The 24,647-nt window shown below is 46.3% G+C and carries 18 protein-coding genes; 3 read left to right on the plus strand and 15 right to left on the minus strand.

Going from position 1 to position 24,647, the window contains the following annotated elements; all coding sequences use genetic code 11:
* Positions 1-19 precede the first annotated feature (19 nt).
* The 15 genes from ACHUFQ_RS02490 to ACHUFQ_RS02560 all read right to left on the minus strand — a co-directional run bounded on the left by ACHUFQ_RS02490 (position 20) and on the right by ACHUFQ_RS02560 (position 18,862).
* Complete coding sequence (locus ACHUFQ_RS02490) at positions 20-970, minus strand: D-alanine--D-alanine ligase (protein ID WP_394172665.1); 951 nt, start codon at positions 968-970, stop codon at positions 20-22.
* Entirely contained in the window at positions 963-2,426 is a 1,464-nt protein-coding gene (gene murC / locus ACHUFQ_RS02495) for a UDP-N-acetylmuramate--L-alanine ligase (protein ID WP_394172666.1), read from the minus strand. Before murC ends, ACHUFQ_RS02490 begins: the two co-directional genes overlap by 8 nt.
* Entirely contained in the window at positions 2,423-3,574 is a 1,152-nt protein-coding gene (murG, locus tag ACHUFQ_RS02500; RefSeq protein WP_394172667.1) for an undecaprenyldiphospho-muramoylpentapeptide beta-N-acetylglucosaminyltransferase, read from the minus strand. Before murG ends, murC begins: the two co-directional genes overlap by 4 nt.
* A complete protein-coding gene (gene ftsW / locus ACHUFQ_RS02505; protein WP_394172669.1) occupies positions 3,567-4,829 on the minus strand; it encodes a cell division protein FtsW in 1,263 nt (420 codons plus the stop codon). The genes murG and ftsW overlap by 8 nt, the downstream gene beginning before the upstream one ends.
* Positions 4,822-6,162, minus strand: coding sequence for a UDP-N-acetylmuramoyl-L-alanine--D-glutamate ligase (gene murD, locus ACHUFQ_RS02510; RefSeq protein ID WP_394172671.1), 1,341 nt, complete (start codon positions 6,160-6,162; stop codon positions 4,822-4,824). The genes ftsW and murD overlap by 8 nt, the downstream gene beginning before the upstream one ends.
* Before the next feature lie 24 nt (positions 6,163-6,186).
* Positions 6,187-7,269 carry a phospho-N-acetylmuramoyl-pentapeptide-transferase gene (gene mraY, locus ACHUFQ_RS02515; RefSeq protein ID WP_394172673.1) on the minus strand — a complete coding sequence of 361 codons (1,083 nt, stop codon included), beginning with the start codon at positions 7,267-7,269 and terminating at the stop codon, positions 6,187-6,189.
* Positions 7,263-8,654 (minus strand): UDP-N-acetylmuramoyl-tripeptide--D-alanyl-D-alanine ligase, encoded by a 1,392-nt coding sequence (locus ACHUFQ_RS02520; protein WP_394172675.1) that lies wholly within the window; start codon positions 8,652-8,654, stop codon positions 7,263-7,265. Before ACHUFQ_RS02520 ends, mraY begins: the two co-directional genes overlap by 7 nt.
* Positions 8,651-10,195, minus strand: coding sequence for a UDP-N-acetylmuramoyl-L-alanyl-D-glutamate--2,6-diaminopimelate ligase (locus ACHUFQ_RS02525; RefSeq protein ID WP_394172676.1), 1,545 nt, complete (start codon positions 10,193-10,195; stop codon positions 8,651-8,653). The genes ACHUFQ_RS02520 and ACHUFQ_RS02525 overlap by 4 nt, the downstream gene beginning before the upstream one ends.
* Entirely contained in the window at positions 10,188-11,948 is a 1,761-nt protein-coding gene (locus ACHUFQ_RS02530) for a peptidoglycan D,D-transpeptidase FtsI family protein (RefSeq protein WP_394172678.1), read from the minus strand. The genes ACHUFQ_RS02525 and ACHUFQ_RS02530 overlap by 8 nt, the downstream gene beginning before the upstream one ends.
* Complete coding sequence (gene ftsL / locus ACHUFQ_RS02535) at positions 11,945-12,259, minus strand: cell division protein FtsL (protein ID WP_394172680.1); 315 nt, start codon at positions 12,257-12,259, stop codon at positions 11,945-11,947. The genes ACHUFQ_RS02530 and ftsL overlap by 4 nt, the downstream gene beginning before the upstream one ends.
* Before the next feature lie 23 nt (positions 12,260-12,282).
* Positions 12,283-13,224, minus strand: a complete 942-nt coding sequence (gene rsmH / locus ACHUFQ_RS02540) for a 16S rRNA (cytosine(1402)-N(4))-methyltransferase RsmH (protein WP_394172682.1) — start codon at positions 13,222-13,224, stop codon at positions 12,283-12,285.
* 2 nt (positions 13,225-13,226) lie between these two features.
* A complete protein-coding gene (gene mraZ, locus ACHUFQ_RS02545; RefSeq protein ID WP_394172683.1) occupies positions 13,227-13,685 on the minus strand; it encodes a division/cell wall cluster transcriptional repressor MraZ in 459 nt (152 codons plus the stop codon).
* A 510-nt stretch (positions 13,686-14,195) separates the two neighbouring features.
* Positions 14,196-15,611, minus strand: coding sequence for a sugar porter family MFS transporter (locus tag ACHUFQ_RS02550; RefSeq protein ID WP_394172685.1), 1,416 nt, complete (start codon positions 15,609-15,611; stop codon positions 14,196-14,198).
* A 220-nt stretch (positions 15,612-15,831) separates the two neighbouring features.
* Positions 15,832-16,869 (minus strand): LacI family DNA-binding transcriptional regulator, encoded by a 1,038-nt coding sequence (locus tag ACHUFQ_RS02555; RefSeq protein ID WP_394172687.1) that lies wholly within the window; start codon positions 16,867-16,869, stop codon positions 15,832-15,834.
* A 433-nt stretch (positions 16,870-17,302) separates the two neighbouring features.
* Complete coding sequence (locus ACHUFQ_RS02560) at positions 17,303-18,862, minus strand: sugar porter family MFS transporter (protein ID WP_394172688.1); 1,560 nt, start codon at positions 18,860-18,862, stop codon at positions 17,303-17,305.
* 446 nt (positions 18,863-19,308) lie between these two features.
* Between ACHUFQ_RS02560 and xylB the strand changes: the two genes are divergently transcribed.
* From xylB to tkt, 3 genes are all read left to right on the plus strand, one after another.
* Positions 19,309-20,787, plus strand: coding sequence for a xylulokinase (gene xylB, locus ACHUFQ_RS02565; RefSeq protein WP_394172689.1), 1,479 nt, complete (start codon positions 19,309-19,311; stop codon positions 20,785-20,787).
* 54 nt (positions 20,788-20,841) lie between these two features.
* Positions 20,842-22,161: a xylose isomerase gene (gene xylA, locus ACHUFQ_RS02570; RefSeq protein ID WP_394172690.1), complete on the plus strand. Its 1,320-nt coding sequence runs from the start codon at positions 20,842-20,844 to the stop codon at positions 22,159-22,161.
* 463 nt (positions 22,162-22,624) lie between these two features.
* Positions 22,625-24,634: a transketolase gene (gene tkt, locus ACHUFQ_RS02575; protein WP_394172691.1), complete on the plus strand. Its 2,010-nt coding sequence runs from the start codon at positions 22,625-22,627 to the stop codon at positions 24,632-24,634.
* Positions 24,635-24,647 lie beyond the last annotated feature (13 nt).

Consider the following 24,647-nt stretch of genomic DNA (forward strand, 5'->3'; position numbering starts at 1 on the left):
TCCTGTTATATAACCCGGGTTAAACCGCGCTAAGTTGTAATATACGTTGCGTCAATTCGGCAAAGCTAAAGCCAGCCTGTTTAGCAGCTTTAGGCACCAGTGAAGACTCGGTCATACCTGGCACCGTATTCACTTCCAGAACCTGCCAGTTGCCCAGCTCATCCTGCATCACATCAACCCGCCCCCAGCCTTTCGCACCTGTGGACTGAAATGCCTGTAACGCCAGAGATTGCAATTGTGATTCTTGTTGTTCATTTAGACCACAAGGGCAATGATATAAGGTCGTCTGACTCTGATATTTGGCCTGATAATCATAAAATTCGTTTGGGGTTTCCATTCGAATCGCTGGCAGCGCCTGTTCGCCGAGAATCGAAACCGTATACTCTGCGCCACTTAACCATTGTTCGATTAACACTTGCTGATCAAATTTCAAAGCCAAATCGACCGCCTGTTGCAACTGCTCAGCATCGCTCGCGATACTCATGCCGATGCTCGAGCCTTCTTTGGCCGGTTTCACCATGACCTTACCACCAAGGTGAACAAGGATCGCAGACAAATCTGCCTGTTGATAATCTTCGCGATTCAAGACATGGAACGCAGCCGTTGGCACACCACTGGCTTTAAATAATTGCTTTGATCGAACTTTATCCATCGACAATGCCGATCCTAAGACACCAGAACCGGTATAAGGGAGCTTCATATATTCCAGTGCCCCTTGCAAACAACCATCTTCACCACCGCGACCATGCAAGGCAATAAAGACCCGATCAACTTTTAACGCATGCAAATCAGTCAGCGAAAAGCCTTGGGTATCAATAGCCAAGACCCGATATCCCAGAGATTCGAGTCCTTTTACAACAGCAGCGCCAGAATTTAATGACACGTCCCGTTCGGCGCTATCGCCACCAAACAGTACCGCAATCGTCTCTTGTTTTAATTGTTCTGTAGCGATCAAAGGTGCATCAATCATCCTTTTTTCCTCCATCGTTGAATGTCGGATCTGATTTGATATTGAGCACTTTGGCTTCGATAACTTCTCTGGCTATCGCGCCAATGTTACCAGCGCCCTGCGTGATCAGCATGTCGCCATCTTGCAGTATTGATGCGAGTATATCGGGCAACTGTTCAGGTGAACTGACGTAGATTGGCTCAAGCGCACCTCGTAAACGAATACTTCTGGCTAAGGCTTTCGAATCAGCATTCACCACCGGCTCTTCACCCGCAGCATAAACATCCAGTAAAACTAATGAATCTACCTGAGATAACACTTCGACAAAGTCTTCATATAAATCTCGGGTACGGGAATAGCGATGCGGCTGGAACATCATCACTAACCGTTTACCCGGCCAGCCATTGCGCATTGCTTTAATCGTCGCATCCACCTCACTTGGATGATGGCCATAATCATCAATTACCTGCATTTCGCCCTGTTCCGTTGTCAGCTTCGCCAAAAACTCAAAACGACGACCAATGCCTTCAAATTTCTTTAACGAGGCAACAATGGCCTCATCACTGACGCCTTCGTCGGTAGCTACGGCAATCGCTGCCAACGCATTGAGCACATTATGGCGGCCTGGCAGATTCAATGATATTGCCAATGCCGGTTTGTCTTTGCGATGCACGGTAAACGTTGATGTTTGCGAGCGCTGTTCATAATCCGTGGCGCGTACATCCGCATCACTGGAAAAACCATAGGTAATAGTTTGTCGGGAAATTCTGGGTAGCAATTCTTTCACCACCGGGTTATCGACACAGACGACGGCTAAACCATAGAAAGGTAAGTTATGTAAAAACTCAATGTAAGTGTCCTTAAGTTTTTCAAAATCCCCTTCATAGGTTTCCATATGATCTGCATCAATATTGGTAACGACCGACACCATAGGTTGCAGGTGCAGGAAAGAGGCGTCGCTTTCGTCTGCTTCTGCAACCAGATAACGGCTACTGCCAAGGCGAGCGTTGGTACCGGCACTGTTGAGTAATCCACCAATGACGAACGTCGGATCCAGTTCGCCTTCTGCGAGAATACTGGCGATCAAACTCGTCGTTGTGGTTTTACCATGCGTACCAGCAATCGCAATGCCATGACGAAAACGCATCAATTCTGCCAGCATTTCGGCGCGTCGAACCACTGGAATGCGTAATTTTTGAGCCGCTTGTAACTCGACATTCTCCGCATCGATTGCAGTAGATACCACGATAACGCTGGCACCTTTAATATTGTCCGGGTGATGGCCAATAGAGATTTGTGCCCCTAATGACGTTAACCGGTTTACCACCCCATTAACACCAATGTCAGAGCCGGTAACTTGATACCCTTCATTCAAAAGTACTTCAGCGATGCCGCCCATACCGGCACCACCGATGCCGACAAAGTGAATGACTTTCACTCGGCGCATTTCGGGAATATGGGCTGTTAATTGTTTCATAGGTGTACCATTGATTGACAAATTTTACTTACATGTTCGGTAGCGTCTGGCGTTGCCGCCGCGAGACTGGCTTTGCTCATATTAAGCAAATTTTGCTCCGAGCTAAATAGGCTTGTGAGCTGTTGTGCAAGTGCCGCCGCCGTTAATTCTGACTGGGGCAATAAAATAGCGGCCCCAGAGTTTACCAAAAACATCGCGTTTTTAGTTTGATGATCATCGACCGCATGGGGCAAAGGCACAAAAATTGCGGGTTTTGATGACAATGCCAGTTCCGAAACCGTCAACGCGCCAGCGCGACAAATAACCACATCGGCCCAGCGATACGCTTCGGCCATATCTTCGATAAACTCAGTAATTTTCACATCGCTAAAATGTGGCTCAACAGACCGGTAGTTTGCTTGTACCGATTGCAAATGTCCGGCGCCGGTTTGATGCCAAATAGATACGCTGCCCGCTGGCAGCTCCTTAACCGCTGCTGGTACGGTATCATTAAGCACTTTGGCACCCAAACTGCCACCGACCACTAGGATTTTTTTGCTAGTTTTATTACCCGCACCTTGGGCAAGCGATTCTAAAGATTGCTCCGTTGCGCTTTGTTCCGCTGGATCCTTATGTTGTTCGCCTTTGCCTTGCAACAGCGCAATAATATCAGCGCGCACCGGGTTACCAACGACTTCGACATTAACATGGCGCTCAAATGCACCAGGAAATGCCGCCAGAACTTTACTGGCGATTTTGGCAAGCATTCGATTGGATAAACCCGCGGCAGCATTTTGCTCATGCAAGACCAAAGGAATGCCTTTTATTTTGCTGGCAAGCCCGCCAGGAGCCGAGGCGTAACCGCCCATACCGAGCACGACATCGGGCTTGACCTGTTCGAGAACCGCTAGAGATTGCTTAACCGAGGTGATAATTTTTCCTGGCGCACTGAGCCAGGAACGGATCCCTTTGCCGCGCAAACCAGCAATATCGATAAAGGATATGTCATAGCCATATTTGGGTATCACCTGGGCTTCCATGCGCGCTGCCGTGCCCAACCAGTGAACCTGCCAGCCCTGTGCTGTTAAATAATCGGCCACCGCCAGACCCGGGAAAATATGTCCTCCGGTACCACCGGCCATAATTAGAATCGTTGGGGCTTTACTCATGACTGCCCTCTGTTTGAGTTTTCGATGTTATTGCTTTCCTGCTTGCTTTGCTGGTTACTTTCTTCGTGGCATTCATTGCCTGTACGCGCAATTCATGATCAATACGGATCAAGACAACGATGGCTAATGTCATCACTATCATAGAACTACCACCATAACTGATCAGTGGCATGGTCAACCCTTTAGTTGGAAACACCCCAGCACTTGCACCGACGTTCACCGCGATTTGAAAACTCATCCAGATGCCTATGGCATAGGCAAAATACCCTTCAAAATACTTTTCATTAATAAGAGCACGTTTGCCAAGAAATAGCGCTTTGATAATTAAAGTCAGGCAGATCAGTAAGATCACAAAAATACCGAAAAAGCCAAACTCTTCACCGATAACCGCCATCACAAAATCGGTATGGGCTTCTGGTAAATATTCCAGCTTCTGGATGCTGTTTCCTAACCCTTGACCAAACGTTTCACCACGCCCATATGCCATCAATGACTGGGTTAACTGATAACCTTCATCAAAAGGTCGTTCCCAAGGTTCCATAAACGCGGTTATGCGACGCCAACGGTAAGGGGACATCACAATCAGTGCGGCAATGCCCATTAACCCGCCAATCATAACCGCCAGAAACTGCCAAAGTTTGGCTCCGGCTAAAAACAATAAACCTATGGTGGTAATAAACATAACCACTGCGGTACCCAGATCCGGTTGCATTAACAATAAAAATCCAAGCAGGCCGAGCACTAATAGTGGTTTGAAAAAGCCTTTTATCTGTTCGGTAATTTCATCTTTTTTGCGCACCAGGTAGGCGGATAAATAACAAAAGAAGAACAGTTTTGCTGGTTCTGCCGCCTGAATATTAAACGGGCCCAACGCTATCCAGCGGGTAGAGCCATTCACGGAACGGCCGATAACCAACACGGCGGCCAACATCACGATGGCTAACACCAGCAAATAACCGCTGGCTTGATGCCATTGCTGCATTGGACGAGTCAGGGCGAGAGCCGCGATTATCAGGCTAATGAAAATAAAAAAACCATGGCGAAATACGAAATGAAACGGATTATTATATAAGCGCTCTGCAACCGGCATAGACGAGCTCGCGACCATGACCATGCCAATTAAATACAAGGCCAGCGCCAGTAACAAAAACCCTCTGTCAAAGCTCAGATGCTGTTGTTGGTTATTTGACAATCCAAGTAATTGCCCCCATCGTGGCAAAAACGGCATTGGCATTGAGGTGCTCAGTTTAGACATGCTGCAGCTCCTCAACACAGGCACGGAAATCGTCGCCACGCGCCATATAATTTGCATACATATCGATACTTGCACAGGCTGGTGACAGTAACACCATATCACCAGAAGTGACTCGTTGTTTGGCTATGGCCACCGCTTGTTGCATGGTATCCACCAGCAACGCATCCGGACGCAACTTTGCAAATTCGTCTTTATCTTTCCCCAGGGCAATAAGGGTATCGACATTATGGTTAAGTGCCGACTGTAACGGCGAAAAGTCTGCACCTTTGCCATCGCCACCGGCTATCAGAATAAGTTTATTGGCTTTGCCCGCCAGCCCCTCAATCGCGGCTAACGTTGCACCTACATTGGTCGCTTTGGAATCATTGATCCAAATCACCCCATCTTCCGATGCGACAACCTGACAACGATGCGCTAGCCCCTGGAAGGTTAGTAAACCTTTCACCATGGTCGCCATTGGCCATTGCAGTAGATAGCCGTAGGCTAATGCGGCCAGACAATTTAAGTAATTATGTTCACCGCTCAAGGGTAATGCATCGACCGCGATTAGCGCGTTATCTTCAAACGCCAGGTAGGTTTTATTCGTCTTGATCAGGCCAAACTGGCCTTTTTGCGGTTTATCCACACCAAAACTCACCGATTTGTCGCCACTGTGTGGTGGTAAAGTCAGCGAGTCCTGACGATTAAACACATGGGATTTACTCATCCCGTAAATACGTTGTTTAATGGCTTGGTAATTATCCAGGGTCTTGTGGCGATCCAGATGATCATCGCAAATATTTAAAATACCCCCAACCTCGGCATCCATGGTCGACATGGTCTCCAGTTGAAAACTGGACAGTTCCAGAATAATCAGGTTTGCATCGTCATCGATGATATCCAGTACCGGTTGGCCAATATTACCCGCCAATAAACTGTTCACCCCACAAGTCTCGGCCAGATGTGCGATTAAGCTCACCACAGTGGATTTACCATTGGAACCGGTCAAGGCAACTAACGGTTTATCATTTACCCGGACGAACAATTCCACGTCGCCAATAACGTGTGTATTTGCGTTCACCACATCACGAATAGCGGCTTGCTGAATATCAACGCCGGGACTGGCGATAATCACTTCGCTATTGGCAATAACCTCTTGCTCCCAACCGCCGAGATGGACACCCAGACAATGTTTCAGAGCATTGGTTTGAGCAACCCCTGCCACGCACGCGCGAGAATCGATCACGGTAAATGGAATTTGATGACGGTCGAGAAAACGCGCACAAGACATCCCGGTCGCTCCGAGACCCAGAACCGTAACTCGTTTACCCAGTAAAAAATTGAGTGCCATCATCTTTTTTCTAATCTTCCCTAATGCCTACCTAAGCTTCAATGTCGCCAGACCCACTAACACCAATACGATCGAAATGATCCAAAAACGCACAATAACCCGAGGTTCAGGCCAGCCTTTTAATTCGTAGTGGTGATGGATCGGAGCCATACGGAATATACGCTGACCGCGTAATTTGTATGATCCAACCTGCAATATTACCGACAGCGTTTCAACAACAAACACACCGCCCATAATGAACAGAACTATTTCCTGTTTTACTAATACCGCGATCACGCCTAAGGCCGCCCCTAAGGCGAGTGAACCAACATCTCCCATAAACACCTGTGCCGGATAGGTGTTGAACCATAAAAATCCTAAACCGGCACCGACGATTGCCGTACAAACCACAACCAACTCGCTAACATTGCGTAAATGTGGCAGGTGCAGGTACTCTGAAAAATTCAAATGACCGGTAACATAGGCAAAAACCGCAAACGCGGCCGCCACCAGAATCGTAGGCACAATGGCCAGACCATCGAGACCATCGGTCAGGTTGACGGCATTAGACGTTCCGACGATAACCAAATACGCAAAAACAATATAAAACATCCCCAGCTGCGGCATGACATCTTTAACAAAGGGGATTAACAATGATGTTTCGGTTGGCGTAGCGGCAATCGAATAGATAAAAAAAGCGGTGATCAGACCGACAACGGTCTGCCAGAAATATTTCCATCGAGCGATTAACCCGTTGGGATCTTTACGAATTACCTTACGGTAATCATCGACAAAACCTATCAATCCAAAACTGACAATGACAAACAACACCACTTGTACGTATGGGTTGGATAAATCGGTCCACAACAAAATACTGGTAACGATAGCCCCTAAAATCAGGATCCCGCCCATGGTTGGCGTACCAGATTTCGATAAATGACTTTGTGGGCCATCGTCTCTGACGGTTTGACCAATCTGCATTTTTTGCAACGCACGGATCAACTTAGGCCCGAAATAAAGTGATAACCCTAAGGCGGTCAGCGTACTGACAATCGCTCGAAAAGTTAAATACGAAAATACGTTAAAAAAGCTAAAGTACTGGGTAAGATATTCGCCCAACCAAACTAGCATACTGCTCCCCCTGTTGCTGTACTGCGTCGCCACTTGGCGATATCAGCAACAACTAATTCCATCCGCGCACTGCGCGAACCTTTGACTAAAATTGTAATCGGCTGAGTTTCGTTGGCGATAAGCTGTACCAGATAATCCAGTAACAGTTCTCGCGACGAAAAGTGCCGACCTTGTTGTTCGTAGACATCGGATGCCGATTGGCTCAATACACCCAGAGTCAACAGGTTATCAATACCTTGAGCTTTGGCATATTCGCCGATTTCCTGGTGATAAGCACGCGCATCTTCACCAAGTTCCGCCATATCTCCGAGAATTAATAATGTCCGCCCCGTATACCCCGACAGAAGTTCTGCAGCGGCTCGAGTCGATTCCACATTGGCGTTGTAGGTATCGTCAATTAACGTCAGGTCATCGGGTAACTGATGTAAATTCAATCGCCCTTTTACTGGCTGCATACTCTCCAGTCCCTGTTTAACCTGAGCCAATGTTGCTCCCATCGCTATACATACCGTCGCTGCGGCAACCGCATTACTGACGTTGTGTATACCTGGAATCGGCAACTGAATATCCGCTTTTTGATCAGGCGAATGTAACACAAATGACGCGCAACCCAGCGTATCCATTTCAATATCGCTGGCATAATAGTCCGCCTGATTAGCACTGCCCGAAAAGGTTTTCACCTGCTTGCCCTCAAGGCGCCACAACCATTTGTCTGCGTATGGCGTGTCGAAGTTATAAGCACCGAAACCGTTTTCTGGTAATCCGTCAAAAATCTCGCCTTTGGCGCGGGCAACGCCATCAAGATCACCAAAGCCTTCTAAATGTGCCGCGGCGATATTGTTAATCATCGCCACATCGGGTTTGGTTAAATTCGTGGTGTAGGCAATTTCGCCAATGTGATTAGCACCTAACTCGATTACTGCGTATTCATCACCTGGTGATAAACGCATTAATGTTAGCGGCACGCCAATATCGTTATTAAAGTTTCCAGCAGTTGCCAATACCTGCCCCAATTGCGATAAAATCGCCGCCGACATTTCTTTTACCGTGGTCTTGCCACTACTGCCAGTAATCGCCAGCGTTTTTGGGTTTACCCGAGATTTTACCAGGGCACCTAACTGACCCAGGGCTTTGTGTGTGTCTTCCACAACAAGCTGCGCAATACCGATGGCCTGTTCACTTTCGACGATTGCGGCGGCGCATTGCGCCTGTTCGGCCTGCTGTATAAAATTGTGGGCGTCAAAATTTGGCCCTTTCAGAGCGATAAACAAATCGCCTGCACTCAATTGGCGAGTATCGGTACTCACCGAGTTAATTTTCGCATCATCACCAATAAGCCTTGCACCAAGATGACTGGCAATTTCCGATAATGTTAATGTGATCATGAGCTGCTCCTGGAAAAATAGTCTGCCACCAAGGCTCGTTCATCGTAGTCGATGCGCTGTTCGCCAATAATCATATAATCTTCGTGGCCTTTACCGGCCAACAAAACCATATCATTGGCTCCGGCCTGGGATAGTGAATCAGTGACCGCCTGACGACGTTCAAGAATCACGGTTGCGGCATGGTTATCCGAAAGCCCGGCAACGATATCATCGACTATCGACTGCGGATCTTCCGATCTCGGATTATCATTGGTAATGATCAAGCGATCGGCAAACTGCTGCGCAACTTGTGCCATCAGTGGCCGTTTACCTTTATCACGATCGCCGCCACAACCAAATACCACCCAAAGATTGTCCGGGTTATGGTAGCGACAGGCTTTTAACGCATTCTCCAGTGCATCCGGGGTATGGGCATAATCTACCACCGCCGTAACAGAGCGGTCATTGCCAAATGCTTCCATACGACCAGCCACCGCTTTTAAATGGGCTGCCGCATCCACTAACGCGTTTAGATCATAGCCTTGGATCAATAACGCACTTAAGCAAGCCAGTAGGTTATCGACATTAAAGCGCCCCAATAGCGGCGTAATAATGTTCGCATCCCCCCAGCTCGACTGAATCGTAAATGCCAGGCCTTTGGGATGACATTCAATGGCCGTCGCCACAAGATAGAAATCCGCGCGCGTAAACTGGCTCTTTACATCCGCTAACGATTGCGTCGATGAAAACATCACCACAGGATTGTCGTCGGTCTTTTGCCGCAAATAAGATTTGCTTTGTTTGTCATCAGCATTTAATACCCAACGCTGTCGGTGACTGGTGACAAACAATTTCCCCTTGGCATCGCCATATGCCTGCATGGAGCCATGGTAATCGAGATGATCCCGACTTAAATTGGTAAAAATCGCGACGTCGATTAGCTCAGGTAACAAGCGTTTTTGATCCAAGGCATGGGAGGAAACCTCCATCGCCACATTTAACAAAGCGTTTTGCTTGAATTCTGCCAGCAAGGCCTGCAATAGCGTTGGGCCAGGTGTGGTGTTGTTAATCGTCACCAAGTCATCAACAGGACCGGCACCTAAAGTACCGATGATCGCCGAAGGTTTATTGACATAATTGAGCATTTGCGCAATCAACTGACAGCAACTGGTTTTACCGTTGGTCCCGGTAACACCGTAGAGCGTCATGGATTTAGCCGGATGTTGATAATACTCACCTGCCAATGCGGCTAATTGTTGGCCAAGATTATAAAATTCAATGGCGGCAACCGCCTGATAAGGTCCTTCGAGCCAGCGCAACTGACCGTGACCAGCTTCGTCGTCGATATCGATTAGGATCATCGAAGCTCCCGCTAAAAGCGCGGCTTCGATAAATACATGCCCTTGCCCCTGAGTGCCACGCACTGCCGCAAAGATATCGCCAGATTTGACCTGACGAGAATCGTTAACAATATGTTTTTTGTCGGCATCGAGCTTAGGATCCAATGCGATTTTGAATTTCGCCAATGCCGAGGTAATGGAATAAGCCGTTACATCACCCATTGCTCACTCCTGTACTACGTATATCTGTTGGTTGTTGTGTTTTGGTGGTCAATTGCGGTAAACCATCTGGGGCAATATTAAGATAACGCAACGTACCTGCCATAATTTTTGAAAATACTGGCGCGGCAATTTCACCACCGTGATATAAATCCCCGGCAGGCTCATCAATGACCACCACAATTGCGATTTTAGGATCGGACAAAGGTCCCATACCCGCAAACAAGCCCATATAATCGTTGCCATAACCACCAACCGTGCTTTTTATCGCGGTGCCGGTTTTACCACCGATTCGGTATCCTTCAACTTTTGCACGCCACGCACCGCCGTCATTGACAACCTGTTCGAGCATTCCCATTAAGGCGTTGGCATTATCCTCAGATACGACGCGTTCCCCCTGATTAAACTTCGGGTCTTTTAACACCGATAATGGGCGTTTAATGCCTCCATTGGCGATGGTGGCATAAAATCGAGCCAGCTGCAGAGGACTAATCGCCAATCCATAACCAAACGACAGGGTCGCCAGTTCATGTTTTGACCAGCGACTACGATCCGATAACATACCTGACGTTTCGCCAGTTAGGCCAGTTCCGGTATCTTCGGAAAAGCCCATCTCAAAGAACTTTCCGATAAAATAATCCTTTGGCATATCTAGCGCAAGCCGGGTACTCCCCATATTAGAGGAGTTTTTCAAAATATCCGCCAGGGTCTGCTCGCCATAAGGTCTGGGATCTGAAACCCGACGGCCACCAATGCGCATCGAACGACCGGTTTTGATTACGGCATCTTTTTCGACACTGCCAAATTCTAAGGCACTTAGCACCGTCAACGGCTTCATCGTCGATCCTGGTTCAAAGACATCGGTAATGGCACGATTTCGGAACCGGTGAGTCGCTACCCCTTTACGGTTGTTGGGATTAAAAGAAGGACCGTTTACTAATGCCAGAATTTCTCCGGTATGGACATCAACCACCACGACCGACCCAGAATTTGCTTTAAAGGACTTAATGCCAGCGATGAGTTCTCGATAAGCCAGCGCCTGAATCCGCTGATCAATGGATAAGGTAATATCCTTGGGTTGCTGTGCTTCTTGTTCATCAAGAATTTCAATGGGGTTGCCTTTGGCATCTTTGCGATACTGTTTTTTACCGGACTGGCCCGTCAACACGTCATTGTAAACCCGTTCCAGCCCTTCGATACCAATATCATCCACGTCGGTAAAACCAATTAAGTGGGCATTGATCTCGCCCGCAGGATAAAAACGTTTCGATTCTTTGCGTAAATGAATACCGGGAATTTTGAGCTCTTTAACATACTGAGCAATCGCCGGATTAATTTGTCGCGCAAGATAGACAAATCGACGTTTGGGATTGGTGCCGATTCGATTTTTCAATGTACTTAAATCCATCCCTAATACGTCGGCGAGCGCCTGTAAACGACGAGTTTGACTCAAGCCGTTTTTTTCGATCACATATTTAGGGTCGGCATAGACAGTTTGTACAGGAACACTGACCGCAAGTTCTTCGCCATGACGGTCTATAATCGAGCCACGATGAGTATCTTTGGTGGCGGTTCTTAAGGAGCGCAAATCCCCCTGAGCTTTTAACATATCCGGTTCAATAACCTGAATGTATGCCGCTCTTAAAATCAGGCCAAAAAACACCAGCCCGATGCCTCCAATCACCAGGTTAAAACGCCAGGTGATCGTCATCGGTTGTATGTTGTCTTTGTTCTTTTTCGGTTTTTTGGCCGTCATGGTATTTTTATTATTTTTTCTTCTTTTGCCAGTGGTCTGGTCATCATCAAAAAGCTATGGGCTTTTTGTTCAATTTCGCTATGCTCGGCAAGTGCGCTTTGTTCCAGGATGAGATTTCGCCATTGGATATTCAACTGATCCTTTTGACTTAATAACTGATCCAGTTGCGTCGTTGTCTGGCGATTCAAATGCGTGAAGTAAATCACCGAAAATGCCGAAAGTAACAGGACAAACATCAACACATAGGTCATCTTGTAATGACGAATGTCTTGCCATATTTGTCTAACCAATCCTTGATCCATGTCTGCCATTCCGGCTTCCTCGTTGGTGTTTGCTACTTACTCAAACGCTCTGCGACACGCAGAACAGAACTTCGCGAACGCACGTTTTCTTCCACTTCCGATTTACTCGGTTTTTGCTTACGGCCGATCAGGGCAAGCTTTTTGCCTTTCTGTATTTCTAATTCTGAAATTGGCAGACCTCGGGGAACCTGTTTGCCTTGACTGTGCTTTTTCATAAACTGTTTTACCAGCCGGTCTTCCAGGGAATGGAAGCTGATCACAACGAGGCGACCACCTTCTTTCAACACCGCTAGTGACGCGTTTAACACCGCTTCAATTTGTTCCAATTCACTATTAATATAAATCCGTATTGCCTGAAAGCTACGCGTCGCCGGATGTTTCTTGATCTCTCGTTGCGGCGCTGCGGTAGCAATGATTTTGGCGAGCTTGGCGGTGGTGTCGATATCTTGTTCCTGACGAGCATCAACAATGGCATTGGCAATACGCCAGGCATGTTTTTCCTCACCAAAGGTTCTTAATACCCAGGTAATATCTTCAACATCCGCATGGGCTATCCATTCGGCTGCCGTTTGTCCTTTGCTGGTATCCATGCGCATGTCCAGCGGGCCGTCTTTCATAAAACTAAAGCCACGGCTGGCATCATCAAGCTGCGGCGAAGAGACGCCTAAATCAAGTAAAATTCCGTCAACGCGATCAAGCAGGGACAAATCCTCGGCGATATCGGCAAGGTTAGCGAAACCGTTATGAACGATCTCAAAGCGATTATCATCGGCGTATTTCTGTGCAGCGGCAATGGCCATCGGATCGCGATCGATGGCAATCAACCGCCCGGTTTCTCCTAATTGGCTCAGGATCAGTCCAGAATGACCGCCGCGGCCAAAGGTGCAGTCAATATACGTTCCGTCCGGCTTAATCGCCAGACCATCAATGGCTTCTTCAAGCAGCACCGAAATGTGTTTAAATTCTTGTTCCATGACTAGAGTGAGAAGTCCTGTAACCGTTCCGTTAATTCAAAATCACCAGATTGAATGCTGGTGATGCCCTGCTGCATTTGTTGTTGCCATCTGGCTTCGTGCCAGATTTCGAACTTATTAAACTGTCCAACTAACATACACGCTTTATCGAGATTAGCGTGCTCTCTCAATACCGGACTAATCAAAAAGCGTCCATTTTTGTCCAGTTCACACTCTGTCGCATTGCCGAGGATGACTTGTTGGAATAAACGTTCTTGGGGAACCATGCTGGATAGTCTTGATAACTTAAGTTCGACGTCCTCCCATTCAGCTAATGGGTAGAGCAAAAGACAAGGGTTTTGGATATCGACGGTACAAACAAGTTTTCCTGAAAAATCCCCATACAAAGTTTCACGATACTTGGTTGGTATCGTGAGACGGGATTTACTGTCCAGGGTTACCTTGTTCGCGCCTCTAAACATAAGCCTTGTTCTTGTTGAAATTCATGGGCTAACACATCATCACTATAGTAAAGATCACACAAAGATCCACTTTTTTCCACTTTTCCCCACATTTACACAGTTTAGAGCTTATTCAAGGCCTGTCAAGTGAGAGTATGGATTTAAAATTTAACTCGAAAATCTAATAACAATGGGCGTTAGCGAGAAGTTTATGAATTTGTGGGATTTTGTGAAGTTACACCGCAAAAAAACGCTTGTCGTTCGAAAAATACCTTGGGATTTTACCACAAACACCAAAGCCAAGTCATGACCGATTACGTTAAGTTACAAGATATAGAATTTATGCTGTGACGGCTCAACACCAAGCGCTTTTTACCGCACAAACTACAAACGCTGTCATGTCGCAAAGATAAGCCGCTAACCATAGAACGCTATTGCATAAATACGACCAAGCGCCAACAGGTGAATTGCCAGCATTTACTTCATCGGCAAACGAGGCAAATCCTATCGCGGCAGGCAAACCCAAAGTGGTTAGGCTTGCATGTCTTCGAGCTCCTTGCCCTTGGTTTCATGAACGTATTTGAACACAAAGAAAGCTGAGAGTATTGCGCCTAGGGTATAGAAACCATAAGCACCTGCCAGTCCGATACCCGTTAACATAATCGGGAAAGATATGGTGATCAGAAAATTGGCCAGCCACTGCGCCAGACCGGCTATTGCCAGTCCAGAACCGCGCAACTGATTCGGGAACATTTCGCCTAGCATCACCCACATGACCGGGCCCCAGGAAAAATTGAAAAAGATAACGTACAGGTTGGCACTGATCAACGCCAGAGTACCGTATTCGCCTAAATCCAACGTTCCGTTATTGCCCACTTGCGCGTTCGTAAAAGCAAATACCATGGCTGCTAATGAAAACGCCATACCAATAGAGCCAATCAATAAAATGGGTTTTCGCCCGATCCGATCAATGAGCAAAATGGTGGCAATGCAGGCAGCAATACTTACCGCCCCGGAAATGACATTAATTTGCAACGCATCGGACTCAGTAAAGCCAACAGCCTGCCATAAAACCGCACCATAATAGAAAACCACGTTGATCCCAACCAGTTGCTGAAACACCGCAAGACCAATACCGACCCACACCAGGGGTCTGATTTTTCCGGTCGCTTTATCGAGTAAGTCGGACATTGATGGCTTGTGATCAAAACTTTGTACCGAATCCCGAATGGTATTGAGATGACTTTTTCCTTCTTGCGCGCCATACAATTTAAACAAAACCTTTTCCGCTTCCACATAGCGTTGTTTAATGATCAGATAACGGGGACTTTCGGGAATGAACATCAGCAGTATTAAAAACGAACACGCCGGGATCAGCTCCATCCAGAACATCCAACGCCAGGCCTCAAAGCCAAGCCAGAATTCAGCAGTTGATTGACCAGCGGCACTGGCGATAAAGTAATTACTTACAAACGCTAAAAATAAACCGCTAATGATAGCCACTTGCTGGATCGTTGCCAGACTACCGCGAATGCGAGCCGGCGCAACTTCTGCGATATAAGCCGGAGCCAGAACACTCGCTCCACCAACCGCTAAACCGCCGATAATGCGAAACATGATAAACTCGCCGCTACTGGTTGAAACGCCCGAGCCATAAGCACTGATGATAAAGAAAATTGAAGCCACGACCAGAAGGCTTTTACGACCAAACAAATCCGCTAATTTTGCTGCAAAAAACGCCCCAACGGCGCAACCTATCAACATACTGGCAACATTGAAACCGGTGCCAACGCTATCGGAATTAAAGGCCTTTTGCAGTCCATCTACGGTTCCGTTGATAACGCCAGAGTCGAAACCAAACAAAAAGCCACCTATGGTAGCAACGCAGCTAATCAAAATAATAAAACCAATATTTTCCTGATGCTCAGTCGCGGATACTTGACTCACAATCGATTTCCTCAGTGCTAAGATAAACGATGACGTATTCAATAACTCACATTGACCTCCCCCAAAAAACGCGTAAGTGATTAGGCATGGGTTTGGCTAGGCTTTAGTTTAGTCGATTAGGGCTGATGTATTTTAAAAATGAAAAACAGAAAATTTTTGATCCTTACACAACGAATCAATAAATGGCGGTAATTGCATTGCCGAGCGTATTGGCAATAGATCAGGCTGTGATGTCTTGAGTCGAATCGCGTTCAATAATTGCAAAATCCAGTACATGGCGAAACTGTGCCTTATTTGCCAAGGATAAATCAGCAAATTTACCGGAACTTAGTAGATCAATTGCCAAGGCCGCCATTTCGTTAATTGGTTGACGAACCGTGGTTAAATGCGGCCAGATTGTTGATGCCAATTGCGTATCATCAAAGCCAACCACAGACAATTTTTTCGGTACATCAAGTTTAAATCGATTGGCCGCCGATAACACCGCAGCGGCCATATCATCATTACTGGCGAATATTGCTGTCGGCTTATCTTCCAGACTTAGGATGTTCATTGCCGCATCTAAACCCGATTTGTAATCAAAACGGCCTTGCTCGATATATTCCGGAGGCACATTAATTCGATGCGATCTCAACGCATCGAGATATCCCTGATAGCGCAGTCGGCTTACGCCCTGATCCGGGTGACCAATGATAAAACCGATTTTTCTATGACCTTGCTCGATTAAACGATTTGTGACTTCAAATGATGCCTGGTAATCGTCCATACAAATAAATGGAGAGGCGGTCAGATTGGTATCCGGCGCAATTCGGATAAACGGCAAATTAGCATCAATAATTACCTGTACAATTTCCTCGTTATCGCAGATTGGCGGTAGCAGTATCAAACCATCGACACGGGATACCTCAATCAGTTCCTTAATTGAATCCAGCGTTTTTTGATTGTAATCACTGCATTCATCAACAATCAAATGATAACCTTTTGCCCGGCAGCTCTTTAGTGCACTTAATAAAAACTGACTGGTGTAGGAACCACTGGGATTGTCATACAGTAATCCGAGAAAGAAGGATTTAGAACTCGCCAGCCGACGCGCCGATACATTCGGACGATAATTTAATTCTTTAACGACTTTCATTACCTTTTCACGGGTTTTGTCGCTGACTTTGGCATCTTGGTTTAATACGCGCGAAACCGTCATCATGGATACCTTGGCTTGCGCGGCAACGTCCTGAATTCTGGTTCGTTTTTTAATAGCCATATATCCTTCCTGAGCGGTAGATGCTCAATAAAATCGGGTTAACCGGCGGCAACAGAATGTTGTATAAAAAGAATTTGATGTTAACGCTCACAACACACTTCACCGTAAAATGACAAGATATACGTATTAAATCCAAACATCAATGAAAACAAAGGCAAGACGGCGACAATAACGCATTCTAATGTACGTTATCCATGTCGGAACATTCTCATTTCTAATGAGAATGTTAGCAACAGTATGTTACGTTTTAGATAGCGTAAATAACGATTTTTCCATTCCCCCGTCAGGTCACAAGCCATCTGACAATAGGGGGCTAACAAAAACGCCGGTGATGATCCAAAAACCTACCAGGCGCGACTTAGTACACAGGCGCGAGCAAATAGCCCGCAGCAAATTATCTACAGCCCGTATTTTTATCACATATCATTTTCCATCACACATGACTTGGCACCAATTCCCGTTCAATTTGTTCAAGCGATTTGTTTTTAGTCTCTGGCAGTAACCAAATCACCAGTACCAAACCAATGATGGCAAAAATGCCATACAGCATAAATGTCATCGCATTACCGAGATTGTTGATCTCCCAGGGTAATAACATCTGTACGGTAAAGCTAACACCTGAATTTATCAGCCCCATCGTTGCAATGGCAATGCCGCGCAGATGGTTCGGAAAAATTTCTGCCAGTAACACCCACATCACTGGCCCAAGGCTAATCGCAAACGACGCGACAAAACCAAGAATTCCGAATAGCACCAGCTCAGGTTGAATATTGATCGACTCCTGAATGAGTTGAGCCTGGTGGGTTTTGAATTCTCGCGACGATAAGCGACTTTGCAGCGCTTGCTTGAACACCAAATCATTCTCATATTTTACGCCAACCATGCCTGCAAACTTACCGGGCTCTAACTGCACCTGCTCGATCGCGCTGGTATCAAGTTCATACGTCGCATTCTTAAAACCATAAGATACGATACTCATGCTGATAAAAACTCCGAGTAGTCCGATAACCAATAAAGGTTTGCGGCCAACTTTATCAATCAACAACATCGCGACTATGGTAAACACGACATTGATCACGCCAACCCAGATGGCCTGGGCAAATGCGGCATTGGTGCCAACTCCGCTTTGTTCGAAAATGGATGGCGCATAAAAATAAATCGCGTTTACACCGGTAATTTGCTGGATCACCGCGATAACAATGCCAATGGTCAGTACCAAACGCATATTTTTCGAAAATAAATCTTTGAAGCCGGTCAATACACTCGCTTCTTTTTGATGAGACGTCTGCTCTATTTCAGTCATTTCGACTTCCATGGCTTCCACCCCATGCAAACTCGTTAAAATCTCCCGGGCCTGCGATTTTTGATCATTGAGTGCGAGAAACCTGGGGCTTTCCGGTATGAATGCTAACAGCACTAAGAACACCCCAGCAGGAATTAATTCAAGACCTAGCATCCAACGCCAGACATTGTCCGTGATCCCTAACGCTACCACCCAGTCGGCATTGCTTTGGGCTAAATTCAATAAAAAATAATTAGCAAAATAGGCAACGGATATTCCGATAACGATATTAAATTGATTGATAGAAATCATTCTACCGCGTTTGCCCGGATCTGAAATTTCGGCAATATAAATCGGTGCGATAATTAAGGATGCAAACGCAAATCCGCCAATGGTGCGGGCAACGACTAACATCCAATAACTGCTTGCAAACGCCGAAAAAAGTGCAGAAATAACATAAAGGAAAGCGATACTAACCAGAACTTTCTTGCGACCAATTCGGTCGCTGATAGTACCTGCGATTAACGATGCAATCGCCGCCCCCAGAGTTGGCGCACTTACCACAAAGCCTTGTTGCCATTCATTCAAATCAAATTCAATGGCAACAAAACTTACGACGCCGGAAATCACCGAAGCATCAAAACCAAATACGAATCCCCCGAGAGAAACAATGATGGCGATCATAAAGCTTGAAGATAATGTTTTAGACATGTTTAGATTCTTCTTTGGTAACGCTATCAATGAATATTCAATCAACCAATGGGGGCTAACTGTTAACTGATACGCGTATTTTTTTGTTGTAATTATGGGTCTTATCAAAATACATGACACGATTCTTATATCGTAAATTATTATTCTACTTCTCTTGGAACGAGTTCCGCCGGTAGATTATCTACCTATCATACCTGACTGTAACACCCGTTAACGCTAGACTGTCATGCTTTTAAACATTGTTAGAATACCACTTATGGTTAAAACATGCACCCGGCATTAACTGACCACATTCACTAACTTTTTCAGGTTTATGCCTTGGCCACATCGTAAATATTTTACCCGTTGCCTTGTTACGTTCCGGGATAAAACAAAAAATCCGCTATGGTATAACACCGACAAAAATGATAGCGTTAACATTTATTGTCCCTTACTGAGTTATCGATATGTATTTAGGTATTGATCTTGGTACCTCTGGCGTAAAAGTCGTGGTCCTTGATGAGCAAAAACGGTTAGTCGCCCAAGGCAGCGCACCATTAGAGGTTTCCTATCCGGCTCCTTTGCATTCGGAGCAAAACCCACAAGACTGGTGGCAAGCGACGAATGTTGCTATTCAACAAATAAAACGCCAGCAGCCTGATTTACTCGCCAAGGTAATCGCCGTTGGTCTGTCAGGACAAATGCATGGTGCAACATTGCTTGATGAAGATGACAACGTCATACGTCCCGCTATCCTCTGGAATGATGGCCGTAGTCAGCAACAATGCCGTCAGATAGAACAAATGGTACCTGACAGCCAAAATATTACCGGCAACATAGCAATGCCAGGATTTACCGCGCCAAAAATTCTCTGGCTGCAAGAGCATGAACCACAAGCTTATCAACGTATCGCTAAGGTCTTATTACCTAAAGATTATTTACGTTTCAAAATGACCGGTGACTACGCATCGGATATGTCAGATAGCGCCGGTACCTTGTGGTTAGATGTGGGCAATCGTTGTTGGTCTGATGAAATGCTGCAAGCCTGTGGTTTAAGCCAATCCCATATGCCGAAATTATTCGAAGGCAATCAATCCACTGGAACATTAACCGCCGAGATAGCCAAGGCGTGGGGAATGGCAGAAGTGCCGGTTGCCGCGGGTGGTGGTGATAATGCCGCTGGTGCCGCAGGAATTGGTGTAATTAATCCGGGAGACGCCTTTTTATCATTAGGTACCTCTGGTGTCTATTTTGTTGCCAACGAAACCTACAAACCCAATCCCGAAGGAGCCTTGCATACGTTTTGTCATTGCATTGACAATACCTGGCATCAAATGTCAGTCATTTTAAGCGCTGCCAGTTGTCTGAGTTGGGTTATTAAATTAACGGGCGCTGACAATGAAACCTCTTTTCTGGAGGAAATAAGCGAGCTGGATTTTAGCGAGCCGGGACAAGTTATGTTCCTTCCTTATTTAACGGGTGAAAGAACACCACATAACGACCCGGAAGCGAAAGGCGTATTTATTGGCTTAACGCAAAGCACCGACCGAGCAGAACTGGGCCGCGCCGTACTTGAGGGTGTCGCCTTTGCCTTTGCCGATGGGCAAAAATCGTTGCTTGATGCTGGTACGAAAATAAAGCAGGTATCAGTAATTGGCGGCGGTTCAAAGAGCCCTTTATGGGGCAAAATTTTAGCCAGCGTTTTAAATAAGACACTTACCTATCGCAAAGGTGGCGATGTAGGGCCGGCTTTTGGCGCGGCAAATTTAGCCCGTCTGGCGGTATCTAACGAAACTTCAGCATCGGTGTGCACGCCGGGGGAGATCATACAAACCATCGGGCCTGACGCGGTTATGTCAGCATTTTATGCCGAACAATGGCAGACCTATCAACAACTATATCGCAGTCTGAAATCCATTTTTCGGGATATAAAGCCGCACCTTTAATTAAACCTAACCATCATCCAATCAAATGACCAATTTTTTAGCCGGAGACCAATCATGAGCGAAAATTTTTTTACGAATGTCGAGAAGATTCAATACGAAGGGGAAAACAGTACCAATCCATTAGCGTTTCGCTATTACGATGAAAATCGCATCGTAATGGGCAAGAGCATGAAAGAACATCTGCGCTTTGCCGCCTGCTACTGGCACAATTTCTGCTGGCCGGGCTCAGATATTTTTGGCGCTGGCACATTCGATCGCCCTTGGATTACCCCGTTTGGTGATCAAATGGCCCATGCAGAACAAAAAGCGAAAGTTGCCTTTGAGTTTTTCGAAAAACTTGGGGTTCCTTACTTTTGTTTTCATGATACCGATATTGCTCCCGAAGGTGCAACGTTACAAGAAAGCCATGATAATGTATCGCGCATCGTTGATATTTTCGGTGAAGAGATGCAACGCACTGGTACTGGTCTACTATGGGGAACCGCGAATCTATTCTCTAACCCGCGTTTTTGTGCAGGTGGTTCCACCAACCCAGATCCTGAAGTCTTTGCCTATGCTGCCGCGCAGGTAAAACATGTACTTGAAGCAACCCATACCTTAGGTGGTGAAAATTATGTGTTATGGGGTGGTCGAGAAGGTTACGATACGCTGCTGAACACCGACTTAAAACGTGAAGGTGAACAATACGCGCGCTTTTTGAAAATGGTGATTGATCATAAACACAAAATTGGTTTTAAAGGTACTATTTTGATCGAACCAAAGCCTCAGGAACCGACCAAACATCAATATGATTATGACACCGCAACCGTGCATGGTTTTCTGCTTGAACATGGTTTACAGGACGAAGTCAAAGTCAATATTGAAGCCAACCATGCGACGCTTGCCGGTCACAGTTTCCACCATGAAATTGCGGTCGCCTGTGCTAAAGGTATCATGGGTAGTGTCGATGCCAACCGCGGTGATATGCAAAATGGTTGGGATACGGATCAATTCCCGAATGACGTCGCTGAATGCACCTTAGTCATGTATGAAATTCTCAAAGCCGGCGGTTTTGAAACCGGTGGATTTAACTTTGATACCAAGATTCGTCGCCAATCGACTGCACGTGACGACCTGTTCCATGGTCATATCGGCGGTATGGATACCATGGCAAAATCATTGCTTAATGCTGCGAAACTTATCGAGGATGCGCCGTTATCGGATTTTGTAGAACAACGTTATGGACACTGGAATGGCGAACTTGGTCAGAGCATCCTTAACGGCACCGCAGATTTAGAAAGTTTGTCGAAACTGGTACTGGAAAACAACATTAACCCTGAACCGGTATCCGGCCGCCAGGAATTATTAGAAAACATTGTTAACCGTTACGTTTAACTTGTTGTTTATTGGGGCAATTCCTGCCCCTTTATTTTTAATGATGTTGGCCTAACGGCAATCAACACGCCATACATGCACTCGAATAACAGCCCAACTACTATCAATTTCCACTGTAATAGCGAACAGTGATATTGTTGCTATCACTCACAAGTTGATTGTCGGCGTATGCGGATTATCCATCTATGTTGATTGTCCGTGTATGTAGATTAAGTTGCGAAATTCTATAATTTATACTCAGCAGGTTCCGCGTCAGAAATGTGGATTGACCGACTAAAAAAATCAATATTGCTTTTGGCATAGCGTTCGGTGCTATTTTATAACCGTTACAATAGTGACATAGGCCACCAACGTGCTAATATGCCGGCTTAGCTGGCATTCAACTGCTGGTATGATTGCTGAAAATACCCAATACATTTTATCTACAATATCAACTCAATACGTAAACTAAGGTAAGTAACAGATGACCTCGCGCAAACAATTAGCCAATGCAATCCGCGCCTTGAGCATGGATGCTGTACAACAAGCCAATTCTGGTCACCCAGGAGCGCCTATGGGAATGGCGGATATCGCTGAAGTGCTGTGGAACGATTTTTTAAAGCACAACCCAGCGAACCCGAATTTCCCAGATCGTGACCGATTTATTCTCTCCAATGGTCATGGCTCAATGCTAATTTATTCACTGTTACACCTTAGCGGTTATGACTTGCCAATTAATGAACTGAAAAATTTCCGTCAATTACACTCAAAAACCCCAGGGCACCCCGAATATGGTTATACCCCGGGTGTTGAAACCACCACCGGTCCATTAGGCGCAGGTATTGCTAATGCCGTAGGCATGGCCATTGCGGAAAAAACTCTGGCAGCACAGTTTAACCGTGCGGACCACGATATTGTTGATCACTTTACCTATTGTTTTATGGGCGACGGTTGTTTGATGGAAGGCATTTCCCATGAAGCCTGCTCGCTTGCCGGTACGTTAGGCCTAGGTAAGCTTATTGCCTTTTGGGATGACAACGGCATTTCAATCGATGGTGAAGTCGAAGGCTGGTTTACCGACAATACGCCCGAGCGTTTTAAAGCCTACGGCTGGCATGTTATTGCTGATGTCGATGGCCATGATCCTGAGCAAATCAGTGCAGCGATTAAAAACGCACAGTCCGTCACGGATAAGCCGACGCTTATTTGTACCAAAACCATTATTGGTTTCGGCTCGCCAAACAAGTCTGGTTCCCATGACTGTCACGGTGCCCCATTAGGCAAAGACGAAATTGCTGCCGCTCGCGAATTTCTTAACTGGCATGAACCAGAATTTGTCGTTCCTGATAACGTCTACCAAGGTTGGGATCATAAAGCTCAGGGTGCACAATCCGAACAAGACTGGCAGCAACGTTTTGCCGCATACCAACAAGCGCATCCCGAGCTTGCTCAAGAATTTAAGCGTCGCGTAATCGACAAACAGCTACCAACCGACTTTAGTGACAAAGCCGACGCCTTTATTGCCAAATGTCAGCAGGAAATGCCAAATATTGCCAGCCGTAAAGCATCGCAAAACAGCATTGAAGCTTTTGCGCCGTTATTACCTGAATTACTGGGTGGTAGCGCCGATTTAGCCGGTTCAAATTTAACCCTTTGGTCGGGTTCTAAAGGGATCGAAGCCAATGATGCTAGTGGTAACTACCTCTACTACGGTGTTCGTGAATTTGGCATGAGCGCCATTATGAACGGTATCTCCCTTCACGACGGGTTTATCAACTACGGCGCAACCTTCCTGATGTTTATGGAATATGCTCGTAATGCGGTGCGCATGTCAGCACTGATGGGAATTCAGAATATCTTTGTTTATACCCATGACTCTATCGGTCAGGGTGAAGATGGTCCGACTCACCAGCCAATTGAACAAATCGCCAACCTGAGAATGACCCCGAACCTGACAACCTGGCGCCCATGTGATGCAGCAGAATCTGCTGTCGCCTGGAAAGCAGCGATTGAAAATCAGAATGCGCCAAGTGCATTGGTGTTCTCACGTCAAGGGTTGACCCATCAGGCTCGTAATGATGAACAGCTGGCGAACATCAGCAAAGGTGGTTATATCCTGATTGATTGCGACGGCACCCCTGACATCATTTTGATCGCCACAGGCTCTGAAGTTGATTTAGCTGCGCAAAGTGTTAACGCATTGCAGGAGCATGGTGTGAAAGCACGCCTGGTCTCGATGCCAAGTACTTCAGTATTTGATAAGCAAGATAACGCCTACCAGCAACAGGTACTTCCCAATGATGTTATCAATGTACTGGCGGTAGAAGCCGCACACGTTGATTTCTGGTTCAAGTATGTTGGCCGATATGGTGACGTGGTTGGGATGACAACATTCGGAGAATCTGCGCCAGGTGGCGTTTTATTGGATCATTTTGGCTTTAACCTTGATAACGTGGTTAACAAAGCCAAACAATTAATCGAACGCAATCAATAAGGGACGAGGAGCA

It is taken from the genome of Thalassotalea litorea, from assembly GCF_043642205.1.
GTDB classification, from domain to species: domain Bacteria; phylum Pseudomonadota; class Gammaproteobacteria; order Enterobacterales; family Alteromonadaceae; genus Thalassotalea_A; species Thalassotalea_A litorea.